This is a genomic window from Actinomadura terrae, from assembly GCF_022751215.1.
In the GTDB taxonomy this organism is placed as follows: domain Bacteria; phylum Actinomycetota; class Actinomycetes; order Streptosporangiales; family Streptosporangiaceae; genus Spirillospora; species Spirillospora terrae.
The window spans coordinates 673632-687352 of sequence record NZ_JAICDG010000003.1 but is presented as its reverse complement, the minus strand read 5'-3'; the positions used below and the strand labels follow the sequence as shown (position 1 = coordinate 687352).

The 13721-nt window shown below is 68.1% G+C and carries 5 protein-coding genes; 2 read left to right on the top strand and 3 right to left on the bottom strand.

Translation table 11 applies throughout. The features are described 5' to 3' along the window. Positions 1–172: 172 nt before the first annotated feature. Entirely contained in the window at positions 173–1054 is an 882-nt protein-coding gene (locus K2F47_RS22880) for a helix-turn-helix domain-containing protein (protein WP_242906945.1), read from the top strand. Then, on the top strand, positions 1051–1245 hold the full coding sequence (locus K2F47_RS22875; protein WP_242906944.1) for a DUF397 domain-containing protein: 195 nt from the start codon (positions 1051–1053) through the stop codon (positions 1243–1245). The genes K2F47_RS22880 and K2F47_RS22875 overlap by 4 nt, the downstream gene beginning before the upstream one ends. A gap of 76 nt (positions 1246–1321) precedes the next feature. Here K2F47_RS22875 and K2F47_RS22870 read toward each other — a convergent pair whose 3' ends face one another. Genes K2F47_RS22870 through K2F47_RS22860 form a run of 3 tightly spaced genes read right to left on the bottom strand, consistent with a single transcriptional unit; the run spans position 1322 to position 13574 of the window. Continuing rightward, positions 1322–5410, bottom strand: a complete 4089-nt coding sequence (locus K2F47_RS22870; RefSeq protein ID WP_242906943.1) for an Eco57I restriction-modification methylase domain-containing protein — start codon at positions 5408–5410, stop codon at positions 1322–1324. After that, on the bottom strand, positions 5407–8370 hold the full coding sequence (locus K2F47_RS22865; protein WP_242906942.1) for a DUF8741 domain-containing protein: 2964 nt from the start codon (positions 8368–8370) through the stop codon (positions 5407–5409). The genes K2F47_RS22870 and K2F47_RS22865 overlap by 4 nt, the downstream gene beginning before the upstream one ends. After that, positions 8370–13574, bottom strand: a complete 5205-nt coding sequence (locus tag K2F47_RS22860; protein ID WP_242906941.1) for a DEAD/DEAH box helicase — start codon at positions 13572–13574, stop codon at positions 8370–8372. Before K2F47_RS22860 ends, K2F47_RS22865 begins: the two co-directional genes overlap by 1 nt. Positions 13575–13721 lie beyond the last annotated feature (147 nt).

Here is a 13721-nt window from a genome sequence, read left to right as displayed (position 1 = left end):
CGAGCCGTCCGAAGGACGCACGTGCGGAATTCGCACGTCTGGAATCCTCTGACGCTCCCCCGACCTGCCCATTTGTCGCGACGCCCCACCCGTTGGCCGCTACAGTCCCAGTTAGTGCCGTAACTCAGAGTTAGCCACCGATCCAGGCGGCGATGCCCCACGGGAGGCGGTCATGCCGAGCCCCTACGTCCGACGCCGCCGGTTGGCGGCCGAGATCCGCAAACTCCGCGAGAGCCACGACCTCACGACCGATGGCCTCGCCAAGCTCGTCTTCCACTCCCGAACGAAGATCACCCGCCTGGAGAATGCCCAGGTCCGCCCCAACCTCAACGACTTCCTGGACATGCTCGACATCCTCGGAGTCACCGGCAGCGAGTACGACAGACTCGTCAAGCTCGCCCGCGAAGCTGGTCAGAAGGGCTGGTGGGACCGGTACGGGATGTCGATGGGTCCCCGTCAGAAGCTCTACGCGGACCTGGAGTACAGCGCCGACACCGTCCGCGCCTACAACCAGACCGGTATGCCTGGCGGCCTACAAGCTCCGGAGTTCGTATCGGCGCTGGTTGCCCTGGACGAGTGTCAGGGCAAACTCGATTACGTGCCGGAACGCATGGCCGACGCTCGTGCTCAGCGACAGCGCGAACTGCTGCGACCGGACGGACCGTCCTACGAAGTCGTCCTGGATGAGTGCGTGATTCATCGACTGGCAGTCCCGCCAGAGGTGATGACCTGCCAACTCCGACACGTGATCGGGGTGATCTCAGCAGAAGAGCGAATCCGTGTCCGTGTGCTCATGCACAGCACCCCCATTCCGGGGGGCCTTCTTCCGCAGTCATCGTTCTACCTGTACTCGTTCCCCGAGCCAGGCGACGCGCCGTTGGCGGTGGTAGACACCGTCACCACGGATCACGTACTCACCCGGGGGCGCGACGTAGCGCGGTATACCGGGATGTACGATCGCCTCCGCCAAGCCGCCCTGTCTCCAGAAGACAGCATCACCTTCCTCGAACGGGTGGCCAACCGCCTGGCCGACCAGACAGGATCGGGAACATGACCAAGCACTACTCTGGCTGGCGAAAGTCCCGACGTAGCAACCCGAACGGCGAATGCATCGAGGCTGGGCGGGCCAGCGACGGCACAATCGGCGTCCGGGACACCAAGTTTTACGGCACCGGTCCCACTCTGGAGTTCACCAGGGATGAATGGCGGAACTTCCTCCACAAGATCCGCGCGAACGACCCCTGATCCCACCGAAACTTGGCGGCCTTGAGACGGTATAAATTGTCCGAGGCCGCTGGCATTTCTTGGAACTCCTCCCAAATCACATGTCCGGGTGGCGTGGACCTTCCCCTGGCGGCGGGTCAAGGATGGACTTGTACGGTTCCTCCGTCCCCATCGCTCGCGCCATCGCGTCGTAGACGTCCAGGATCAGCGCCTTCGTCCGCGCAAACCGCTCAGGGTCGTTGCGCCGGAAAGCCCCGAAGCTGTCCATGATGTAGCCGACATCTTCACGGCCAACGCCATAGAGATGGAAATAGGCGGCATCCAGCTCGGCCCGCATGGCAAATCGTCGTTCCTCATTCCAAAGGAATGGATTTCCAGAATCTCTGACATCCTCGGCAAATGCTCTCATATCCCATGACGAATAAACAAGCTCAAGAATACGAGCGGAAACCCAATCGCCGACATCCTGTGTCGGATCCCAGCTTGCCTTGCATGTATAGACTTTAGGCCCATGAAACGGCAGTTGCTCGAACTGAAAGAAATTCAGATTTGTTCCGGCCATCTTCTGACGAAGAACATAATCCACAACGAATGATGAGGCAGCGCCACAGAAGAGATAAGGACGAGAGTTTGAGGGGAAGATCAGGTTCCCGGAGTCACCGAATCCACTCTTGGGGAAGATCGAGAAGACAAGAGTGCGTTCGTCGGTCGCACGGCATATTTTCCTGAAGCCCATTAGCCATTCCCGATTCCAGCGACCGTCTAGTCTTTTCTCTACCTCCTCCTCGGCAACCCAGTAGCGGGGCACTATACTAAACTTAGGGTTTCTCTTCTGGTGATATTCCAGGCGCGGCAGCGTCCCCATATTCGCCTGAGCCGACGTCTGCCCGTCGTAAGTGCCAAGTCGATGATCGAAGTGATGAATCATCTTGGCCTCATAAAGAGGCAGCATTTGCCCATCGCCGGACGAGAACACATTTCCACTCAATGTCCACCCCCTTTCGAGGGTAGCTCGAGAACTAAACAAGCCTGAGTCGTTCGCCATGTCGAACATGCGCATGAACGACAATCCCCATGAGTTACTTCGCGGGCCGCTTTCTCGTATGAGTACGGGTACTTGCCGGTAGATTTCTAGCGTTATCTTTGCGTCCCTTCGCGAGCGAAATAGCGGCGCCGTACCTGTATTAGGATTTAGCAGAAGAATATCTCTGGGAGGCATCGCAAATCGACGGTTCTCAATGTCTGATATCCGCCTCGCTCCGAAAGAGAAGTCCGCCTCATCCACCTTGCCTGCTCGCCCCACCACACTCAGAAGACAGAAACGGAAGCTGTGATGGACGTCCCGACTGAGCAAGAATTCTTCGTTCTCGAACTCCAGAAAGGAGATCAGCTTACTCTTACGTACGAGATCGCCGAAGAAGGGGGCCGTCGTGGCGTCGGTGGCGATGCCTGTCGGAAGGACAAGTCCGCTTCGGCCATTGGGGCAGATAATGGTCCTAGCCGTCTCAGCGAAGACCGAGTAGGTGTTGACGTCGCCGTGGCCGGTCAGCGGAAAACGGCCTGACGAGCGGAGCATTTGACTCCAGCCCGTCGCCTTACGGAGTTCCGTTTGAAAATCCGAATAGAGAGACCGGTCGGCGAATTCCTCGCTCGCCCTTAGTTGCTCAATGAGCTTCTTGCGCGCGGCGGCGTTGCGGGCTTTGGCGATCTTGTCGTTGCGGGAGTCGAAGAACTCCTGTTCCTGGAGCTTCACGCGTTCCCACGGCGGGTTGCCGAGGACGCAGGTGAAGCCGCCCTGCCAGCCGGTGTCATGGTTGGCGTCGGAGGTGGCGTCGTTGCCGACGCGGAAGATGTCCGGGAATTCCAGGTGCCAGTGGAAGAAGCCGTACTGCTCAACGATCTTGTCGAGTTCGTCTTCCATCCCCACGGTGGGCTTGGCCTGGGCGAAGAGGCTTTTGGCCTCCTCGTCCCCGCCCATGATCTGGAGGGTGGCGGACGTGATGGGGCGGAGCTTCTCCCGCTTGGGGAACACGAACGCGGCGCACCATGCGTCGGCGATGCGCTTGCGGTTGGCAAGATCCGGGGAGTGGAGAAGGGCGCGGAAGCGGCGGGCCTGCTCGCGGATGTCGGCGATGGTGCCGACGCGCATCCGGTTGAGGGCGGTGGCCTGGCGGGTCAGTTCGGAGGTGTCCTCCGGGGTCTGGATCAGGTCGAAAAGGCCACCGTCTTGAATGGCGAGTTGCCGACCGCGTTCCTTGGTGTTTTCCGTGCGGAACTGCTTCGCAATTTTCTTGTCGTCGTCGCCGATGGGCTTGAACGCCTCGTCCGGGATTCCCTGGATCAGCAGCTTGGGGGTCGTGCCGAGGAGGGAGTTGCCGACCTTGATGTGGTTGTCCAGGAAGGCGAGAGGGCGACCGGGTTCCAGCGATTCGAGCCAGAGCGAGAACTTGGCGAGTTCGGCGGCCATCGGGTTCAGGTCCACGCCGTAGACGCACCGCTCGACGACCTTGTGCATCGCTTCGCGGACGGCAGCGGGTGTCGGCTCGTCGTCACCGCTCCACATGACCGCGTACTTCTTGGCGATGCGGCGGGCGGCGGCGACGAGGAAGTGGCCGGAGCCGCAGGCCGGATCGCAGACGGTGATTTTCAGGAGGTCGTCTGGGTTTCCCGACTGGGCATACTCCTCGATGATCGGGTCGAGGGTCGTCTTGAGGAGTTCGTCGATGAGGGCCGTGGGCGTGTAATACGAGCCGGTTGTCTTGCGCTGATTGCCGCGCAGGTTCTCCAGCCAGAAGCGGGGTTCGGCGTTGTCGATCTGGGGTTCGAGTTCGAGCAGCGACTCGTAGACGCTTCCAAGTTCTTCCGCGCCGAGGTGCTGGTAGTCGACGCGGTGGGCGCGGCCCTTCTTGTCCTTGAAGGTGGTGAGGAGCCGGATGGCGGAAAGAAGGCGTTCGTTGGTGAGTTCGCAGCCGCGCAGCAGGTCAGGGGCGAGATCGGCGTCATTGAGCGGGTTTCCGGCGCGGAAGAACAGGCCGCCGAGCGCGGGCAGGGCGAGCTTGGGATGGCCGTCGTCCGTGCCGAGGGAGTCGAGGACCACGACGAGCGTCCGCCACAGGTCCTTGTGACGGTCGCCCCGACGGCGGGACGAGATACGGCGGAGGCGTTCGACGGAGAAATAGTCCGTATAGCGGTCGCGGGCGGCCTGAAGTTCGGCTCGCTGCTCAGGTGTGGCGTCGGGCGGGTCTTGGACGAGGAGGGCCTTACGGCCTTCCGCGACGAAGAGGAAGATGAGCTGGTAGGCGAGGCGGAGCAGTTCGTGGCGGTAGTCCTGCCGGGTCAGGCGGGCGTGCGCCAAGTCGTCGCGTAGTTTTTGGTTGGCCTCGAGAAAGCCGGTGCCGAGTTCGTTCAGGGCGCGTTCGACGTTCAGGCGCAGTTGCTCGCGGGCGCGGCTGCCGGTTTCGATGCCGTGGGCGCGCCACCGTTCGAGCCAGCAGTCGGCGACCGTGGGATCGCCGCCGTCGTCGCGGGGCAGCAGTTCGAACCTGGACGAGTGCAGCAGCGCGAAAAGCTGGACGAACTCCGGATACAGGTCGCCGTCGAAAATAGTTTCCAGGTCGAACTGCACGTACGCCGAGCCGACGAGGGCGGACGAGTCGCGCAGGATGCGCAGGACGCGTCCGTTCGACAGGACGCCCCACAGGTGGGCGTCGCTGACGTTGAGGAATTCCTGGAGCATCGACTGCGGGGCGCGGCCGGTCTGGCCATGGGCCTTCGTCCGGCGGTCGAGGTCGGTGTGCCAGCCGAGCAGGTGCACGGCGACGTGCTCCCCCCACTGGTGGGAGACCGGGTACGTCTTCTCCCCCGCCGCGATGCCGCCCCGCACATAGGTGAGGCGTCCGAAGCCGAGTTCGTCGAAGAGGCGGAGGAGCCAGCGCTCGCGGGTCTCGGTGACGGCGGAGTCGGTCGGCGGAAGCGCGTCCAGACGTTCGCGGAAGGCGCGGTAGGCGCCCTTGAGGTAGTCCCATTTGCGGCTGGCCGCCTCGCCGATCCGCTCCCCGGCGGCGAGATGGTAGTCCTCGGGGCGGTTGCCCGGCAGTTCCCTGGTCCCGGACCTGATCAGCTCGATCAGGTCGGCGGAGAGCAGGCCGCCCTCGATGTGAACGGCGGTGTAGGGCGAGCCGCTCACCGGGCGCCTCCCGCGGGCAGGTAGACGTAGACGCCGAGGACGTCGGCGTGGTCGTGGGGCCGGACGTCCAGGCCGCGCTTGATCGCGCCGACCGACGACCGGACGCGCCGGTGCGCGGCCTCCAGCCGGTCAGCCAGTCCGGCGGCGCGGGCGTCCAACTCCGCCTGGACGGAGCCGGGCGGCGCGGGTTCGCCGGGCGCGGGCGGGTCGCCGAGTTCGTCGATGGACGTCTTGACGGCCCGCTGGACGAGTTCGGGGAGCACGTTCGCGTCCGGGCCCGCGCCGAGCAGCGCGGCGACCTCGTCGTCGGTGAGCCATTCGCGACCGCCCGCGTCCCCCGGGGCCGGTGTGTCCCCGGTAGAGGGGCGGACCGATCTGTAGGCGAGGATCCGGGCGTCCTCGGCGACGAGGGTGCGCGGCTCGGGCCGTGAGTCGTCCGGCCGGGGCGGTCTCGGCAGCGTCAGGTGGAAGCGGTAGCGGACGAGGAGCATGGTCGTGCGGGACGTGACGGCCGTGGTGCGGATCGCGCCGCAGCTGCGGGCGGGGCGTTCCCGATCCGGCAGCTCGGGATCGAGGGCGGCGTCGACGACATGGCGGGCGAGTGCCACGACCGACGGGTCCGTGCGGACGAGGGCGTGTTTGCCGGTGGGCGCGGGCACATCGTTCACGAACTCCAGGAGTGGCGGCTTCGACTCCTCCTCGGCGGCGCCGATGAGACCGAGGGCGTGCCGGACACCGATCGGGAGGCCCTGCGTCTGGACGCTGAACCCCTGCTCGCCGACCTGGACGGCGCCGCCCATCGCCGACAGCGACTCGCGGACGAAACGGGCCACGTCGGTGTGGCGGCCGACCGCGGTGCGGGCCTCGGCGGCCTCGCGCCGCACCTCGTCCAGTTCCTTGACCCCGGAGTGCGCGTACTTGGTGAGCACCTTCGATTCGCGGGCTGCGGCGCTCTCCCAAGAGCGGTGGAGCTTTTTGGTGGCGGGGTCGTCCTCGAAGTTGAGGGCGAGCTGGTCGGGGTCCTTCCTGTGCAGGAGAAGGCCCTCGACAAGGGCCTTGACGACGGTCTCGCTGCGCTCGGGAACGGGCACGGCGACGCCGGTCTGCTTCGCGATCGTGGCGTGCTTGAGGAGCAGGACGTGCAGGACGACGCCGTCGATGCCGTTGTCGGTGCCGAACAGGGTGATCGCGCGGACGTTCGTGCTGCGCTGCCCGAACCGGTCGACGCGGCCTTCCCGCTGCTCGTGCCGGGTCGGGTTCCAGGCGAGGTCGTAGTGGACGACGGCGTTGAAGTGCTCCTGGAGGTTGACGCCCTCGGAGAGGCAGTCGGTGGCGACGAGGACGCGGCGCTTCGACCGCCGGGTAAGTTCCTCGATGCGGTCGATGCGCTCGGCGGGTGGGAGCGTGCCCGTCACCGCCTCCACGCCGGCCTTGCGGCCGAGGGCCTTGCCGAGGTGTTCGGCGACGTACTCGGCGGTGGGGATGTACTTGCAGAACACGATCGGGTCGTAGCCGTCGATCAGCAGCGTCTTGACCTTGTCGATCAGCTTGCGGAGCTTCGCGTCGTGCTCCACACCCTCCAGCGCGCGGGCCTCGGCCGCCATGGCGCGCATGCGGGCGCGGGCCCGTGCGGACAGTTCCTCGTGGTCGGCGCCGGGCGCGACGTCGACGCCTTCGAGCGCCTCGTCCTCGATCATGTCGAGGACGCCCCGCGCGCCGAGCTCGTCCGCTTCGGAGACGGTCTCGGCGGCGTCGGCCGCGGAACGGGCGGTGAGCGTCGCGGCGGCGGCGCGGGGCGAGGACGCCACCGAGCGCAGCAGCGCGAGCACCGACCACCAGCGCACCTGCCGCCGGACCTCCCTGGTCACCGGATCGCGCACGGTCTCCCGGGCATAGGAGAGGACCTTGTGCATCAGCTCGGACTGGCCTTCGCTCTGCTCGTACGGGACGGGAAGGAGCATCCGGTCCTTGGGGAAACGGGTCTCCTCGTCCAGGTAGCGGCGGATGTCGCGGCGGCGCCGCTGGACGTAGTGGCGGGCGAGGCGGTCGCGGCCCTTCTCGGTCTCCAGGTCGACGTTGGCGAGCGCCGGGTCGAGCAGGCCGATGAGGTCGCGGAACGCCTCCTCCTTGCCGCTGTGCGGGGTGGCGGTCACCAGGATCAGGTGCCGGTCGGCATCCTCGGCGATCTCTTTGAGCAGGTCGTAGCGGCGCTGCCGGAGCGTCGTCGCGGCGCCGCCCGCCGGGACGCAAGTGTGCGCCTCGTCCACGATGACCAGGTCGGGGCAGGCGCGGAGGAACTGGGCGCGGCGCTGGTCGCCCTTGATGAAGTCGGTGGAGACGACCGTGTAGGGGTGGCGTTCGAAGACCGACTCGTCCGAGCGCAGGTCGCGCTGGAGCCTGGTCACCGTGGAGGGCAGGACGAGGACGGCGTCGATGGCGAACTTGTCGCGCAGCTCGGCCTGCCACTGCTCGGCGAGCGCGGGCGAGCACAGCACGGTCAGCCGGTCCGCCTCGCCCTGCTCGATCAGCTCCTTGGCGATCAGCGCCGCCTCGATGGTCTTGCCGATGCCGACGTCGTCGGCGATGAGCAGCCGGACGGTGTCCATGCGCAGCGCGAGCAGCAGCGGGAGGAGCTGGTACTGCCGGGGTTCCACGGCGATCGCGGCGAGCGAGCGGAACGGCCCGGCAGCGGAGGTGAACCCGATCCGCATCGCGGTGCGCAGCAGGCCGGCCGCGACGCTGTCGCCGACCTCGCCCGGGTCGGCGGACGGGCGGGGGAAGCTCGCGGGCTCGACCTCGTCGGCGAACAGGCCCGTGGTGAACTCCCGGTCGCCGTTGAGGGGGCGCGCGACGATGAAGCCGTCCGTGGACTCGGGCAGGACGACCCACTCCCGGCCGCGCGCGGCGACGAGGGCTCCGGGCGAGTACACGGGCGCGGCGGTGCCCGCGGGAGCCGCCATCAGGCGTTGCCCCGTCCGGTGCCGAAGACGCTCGGGTACCCGCTCACGATCTCGTCCCACTCCCCGTCATAACCGAACCGGACCACCAGCCAGCCGAGGTCCAGCAGCCGTCCCTCCGCTTGGACGTCGCGTTCCCACACCTCCGCGTATCCGTGGTGCGGGCCGTCGACGAACACCGCCACGGGACCGGCGGGCAGGCGGTACACGAAGTCGGGGCGGGCCAGGGCGTCGGCGACGAGCGTCTGGGCCTCGTCCGGCAGACGATAGTCCCTTTGCTTGAGGAACGTGACGAATCGGCGCTCCAACTCGCTGCCGGAGGCGTCGGTGAGGCCGGTCGCGTGTTCCTCGACGGTGCCCCGCTGGTCGGAACGCGCGCCCGTCCAGGCCCCGGCCAGCTCGGCCAGGAGGTCGATGACGGAGTGTCGGTCGATCCGCTGGTGAAAGAGCTGGTTGGTGTAGGACAGCAGGCAGTCGTAGCAGCCGCGTTCGCAGCGCTCGCGGGCGCCGGGTGCGGAGCCGAGGTCTTTCAGGGTGCCGGGCTCGACATGGATGATTCGCAGCGCCGTCTTGGCGACCTCGGCGAGCGCGTCCCCCTCGTCGTGGAGGCGGCGCAGAGCGCCGGCGCCACCCTCGGCGCTCTCGACGAACAGCATCCGGCCGCGGTCGTCGGCGTCCGGCAGGCCCTCACTGGTGAGCTCGGAATCCTCCAGTTGGAAGTGGGCCTCCATGCCGCGCTCCAGCGCGTAGCGCAGGGTGACCGCCTCGGTCTCGGAGATCCGGCGGCCGAGCCGGATCACGCAGATGTTCTTGTGGTCCTCGACGAACGGGACCACCTTCACCGCGCGGGCGGCGTCCTTGAGCGGGCGGAGCCCCTCGTCCTCGGGCATGAGGCCGGCCGCGGACGTCTCGCTGAGCCAGCGGCCGCGGATCGGGTCGAGCCAGAAGCCGACGTCGCTCGCGTCCCTGCGCCGCCGCCGGCCCCGGTTGATGACGCGGAGCGCGGCGGCGTCCCCGTACACGAGGTCGGCGATCCGGGCGCCGTCCGGCCCCTCGACCTCGGCGTGCAGGCGGCCCGGGCGGGTGCCGTGCGTGCTGAACCGGTAGACGGTCTGCAACTCGAAGCCCGCGCGGCGCCGCTCCTCCTCGTCGGAGGAGATGCGCTGCCGCCGGACGGTGTGCACGGTCTGGAGGTGCATCATCCCGGACAGGGCGCCGCCGAGCTCGGCGTCGCACTCCTCGCACCGGTCGACGCCCGCCTGCCGCGAGTGCCAGTATCCGCACGACCCGCAGATGCGGGCCTCGGTGGTGGCGACCTCGCCCGCCTCGGCGCCCGCCGGAACCTGGACGCTGCTGACCTGGTAACGGGCGCCCTCGTGGTAGATCAGCGCGCCCGGCCCGAACTCGCCGACCGCGATGAACCTGGGCCGCTGGATGTAGGTGCCGCGCCTGCGCTCCCCCGGGATGTAGGCCGCCAGGGGCAGCCGGGGGAAGGAGTAGCCGGGCAGGAACCCCTCGGACGCGAAGTAGCGGTAGGTGTAGAAGTCGCTGAACTGCTGCTCGCTGTCCTCGTTCTTCAGCAGCTTGATCTGGTTCTCGGCGTCCATGCGCCGCCGCTGCGCCTGCGTCCGCGCCCTGGACTCGGTCGAGTGGTCGAGGACGCGCCGGTTCTGCTCGCGCTGCTCGGCCAGGGCCGCCCGGTAGAGCTGCCGCCAGCGGTCGCAGGCGGCGTGGAACCTGTGGGCGGCTCCGCGGACGACGTCGCGCACCCAGTCCTCGTACCACCAGGTGGTGTCCTCGATGCTCTGCGGCCCGGCGCCCGGGACGGCGAGGTCGGCGAGCACACGGCTCGCCCGATCGGTCGCGCGGCGGCGGGCGGTCTCGTCGGCGAACTGGTCGAGCAGGTGCGGATGGATCTCCAGGGACGGCTCCTCGCCGGAGATGTCCAGCACGTCCGCCATCCGGGAGTGCAGGGACACACCGGTCTCGGCCAGCCAGATGGCGTGGACGTGCGAGCGCAGCAGGTCCTCGTTGGTCAGGTCGAGCCGGGGCGGTTCGACGCTGCCCGCCACCATCAGGTCGGAGCGGCGGAAGTAGTACTGGTCGTGCGCGCGTCCCGTGGAGCAGTAGGTCGTGACGAGGGCGGGCTGGCCGCTGCGTCCGGCACGACCCGACCGCTGGGCGTAGTTCGCCGGGGTGGGCGGCACGTTGCGCATCCCGACGGCGTTGAGCGTCGCGATGTCGACGCCCAGCTCCATCGTCGGTGAGCAGTACAGGAGCGGCAGCTTCCCCTCGCGGAAGTCCTGCTCGCGCTGCATCCTGTCCTCGTTGCGGACCTGGGCCGTGTGCTCGCGCGCCTCCAAGCCGGTGAGGCTGCCCGACGTCTCCTTGTAGAGGTCGCGGAAGAACCGGTTGACGCGGACGCCGACCTCGGGGTCGACGACCTTGCGGAGCGGGTCTGCGGCACCCGACATGCCGTCGCCCGCGCGCCAGACCAGCGCCGACGCCTTGAGCCGGTAGCCGCGCACGCCCTCACGGGTCTCGGTCTCGACGGTGAGCAGCCCGCAGTCCTCCAGGACCTTGAGCAGGCTGGCGATGATCTCCTGGGCGTCGGCGACGGACAACGTGTCCGGCAGGTGGGGGAACTCCTTCGGTCTGCGCAGGTAGCGCCCGACGGCGCTCCGGCCGGTGAAGTGGACGCTGCCGCGACTGCCCCCGCGCCCGGACGGGACCGCGAACACCGTCCGCGCCCTGACCATCGGCTCACCGTGCGGCAGCGCCCATGTGCCCTTGAGAAGCTGGTCCGACAGGCCCTCGATCCGCTCCTGCCCCTGCTGGGTGAGGACGTCGATGTCCACGGCGAGGGCCCGCCGCATCTCGTCCAGGACGATCTGTATCAACGTCGCCCGGTGGCCCGGATCGTCGTCGCGGAGGACGTGGTAGGCGTTCTGCCAGCTCTCCTCGTCGGCGGCGATCTCCTCCAGGTCGAGGTAGCCGAAACGGATCAGGCCGGTCTGCTCCAGGTTCGGCATCGTGACCCGCCAGCCGCGTTCCAGATCCGCGTAGAGGCGGTACGACAGCACCAGCCGCAGGGCGCGCCTGATGTTCTCCTTCTGGCTGAACTTCGCCCCAGGGTTCTGCGCGAAGTCGTTCATGCCGAGGCCGAGCGCGTCCTCGACGGCCTGCGCGACGTTCTCGTGGGTGAGCCCTCGCTCGCCGGCCGCGAGCGCGGCCTGGTACAGGGCCCCGCGCACCTGGGTGACCTGCACGAAGTCGTTGAGGAACCCCGCCTGGAGGCTGGCGTCCTGCCGGTTGTCGACGAACGTGAGGAGCTTCTTCGCCTCGTCGCTCAACTCCTCCTGCGTGCGCAGGCTGCGCACGATGCTGGAGCTGATCACCGAGACGGCGGAGCTGCGGCCCTCCGCCGCGTAGGAGGCGAGCTTGGCGAAGTCCTGGCCGCGGGTCTGGGTATAGGAGACCCGGCAGCGCAGGCAGAAGCGGAAGGGCGTGGAGAAGTAGGCGGCTCGGACGCCGTCGCCCTCGGGCCGCTCCGCGCCGTCCACGCCCAGCCACACCTCGCGCGGCAGGTGATCGCGAAGCGACGGCAGGACGTAGGGGGCGCCGCTCTCGTCGGTGTCGTACCAGGAGTCGGGCAGGCGGCCCGCGCCGATCGGATCCTGGACCGGCCACGGCTCGTCGGAGCTGAGGTACAGGTAGCCGTTCGCCGCGTCGCCACCGGCGACGTCCTGGTCCTGGCGGGGCGTGTAGAACACGCCGTCCGACCTCCGGGTGCGGGCGACGACGAGGTACTCCTGCCCGCACTCGCGGCAGAACGCCAACGGCAGCAGCGCCTTCTCACGGTGCCCGGGGACGCTCACCTGGTACTGGCTGGTGATGTGGCGCTCGTTCTCCGGCTCCAGGCTGACGTAGACCGTGTCGCCCTTGGAGAGGAACTGGTGCAGGCGGAACGCGAACAGCGGCCAGCCCGTCACCGGATGCCGGGCCCGTGAGCCCTGCTTGAGCGCCTCCTCGATGGCCTGGGCACACCGGTCTCGCGGCGCCCCGGTTGTCCGCGCGAGTTCCTCGGCCGCGTCCGGCAGCTTTCGTGGCCGTTGGCGGACGAGGCGGTTCGTCGATGCCTCGGTCGTGAGGCCGAAGGTCGTCTCGATCCATCCGGCGAGCGGATCGCGGGCGAGCGCGGCGTAGTCCCGTTCGGGACCGTCGAGAACCGCGGCGATGCCCTCACGAAGGTCGTCCGCGCCCGGCCCCTCGGCCTCGGTGGCACGGCGGAGCGTCTCACCGATCACCCGGTCCGGCCGCACCGGCGTGCCGAACAACCTGGTCGCCACGCCGGCGACCTTCTCCCGCGCCTGGGCGAACGTGGCGCCGGTGGCCATCGTGGCCGACGTACCGACGCACTGGAGCGCGGGGGCGTCGCAGGCGTCCCGCAGGCGCCGGACGAGCATCGCGACGTCCGAGCCCTGGCGCCCCCGGTAGGTGTGCAGTTCGTCCAGGACGAGGAACCGCAGTCCCTGCGCGGCGCCGATCAGTTGCAGGCGCTCCGCCGGACGGGTGAGGAGGTACTCCAGCATCACGTAGTTGGTCAGCAGGATGTCCGGCTTGCGGCGCAGGATGCGGTCGCGCTCCTCCTCGCCCTCCTGACCGGTGTACCGGGCGAACGTCACCGGCCGGTCGTCGGCCGCCATCCCCCAGGTCAGGTACTTCTCCAGCTCGTGGAGCTGGCTGTTGGCCAGGGCGTTCATCGGGTAGACGACGATCGCCTTGATCCTTCCGGGGGCGGGGTCGCGCAGGACGGAGTCGACGATCGGGACGATGTAGGTCAGGCTCTTGCCGGACCCCGTCCCGGTCGTGAGGACATAGCTCTCGCCGGTCCGTGCCGCGTCGATGGCCTGCCGCTGGTGCTCGTGGAGGGTGAGCGACCGCGCGCCCTCGTCGTCCGCGCTCTTCTTCGCCCGGAAGAAGCGGTCGCAGTAGGGGTGCAGGACGTCGCGCCGGACCAGCTCGGTCACGGTGCCCGCGGGCTCGAAGTTGGGATTGAGGGAGAGCCAGGGGTCCGGCCAGCGGACCTTGTCACCGTTCTCCTCGGCCAGATGCTCGGCGATCCTCGGGTCGCGCACCTCCACCAGTGAGGCGGTGAAGGCCGAGTAGTCCTCGATCAGCCGCTCGTGCACGCCGAAGACGTCCATGCCGCCGGCCCTCCCCTCCCGTTGCCTCTCCCCGTCGCGAGCGGCCACCGGTACCGCACGTGGCACATGCTCACCCTGGGTGGACGCCTCCCGCAAGCCGACGGATGACATCGCGTCGGGAAACCGTGGAACTGTCCTCAAGGTAAG

Excerpts from the sequence above, each read along its gene's own strand:
- K2F47_RS22860 (WP_242906941.1), bottom strand. The coding sequence starts at position 13,574 with ATGGACGTCTTCGGCGTGCACGAGCGGCTGATCGAGGACTACTCGGCC.
- K2F47_RS22880 (WP_242906945.1), top strand. The coding sequence starts at position 173 with ATGCCGAGCCCCTACGTCCGACGCCGCCGGTTGGCGGCCGAGATCCGC.
- K2F47_RS22865 (WP_242906942.1), bottom strand. The coding sequence starts at position 8,370 with ATGGCGGCTCCCGCGGGCACCGCCGCGCCCGTGTACTCGCCCGGAGCC.
- K2F47_RS22875 (WP_242906944.1), top strand. The coding sequence starts at position 1,051 with ATGACCAAGCACTACTCTGGCTGGCGAAAGTCCCGACGTAGCAACCCG.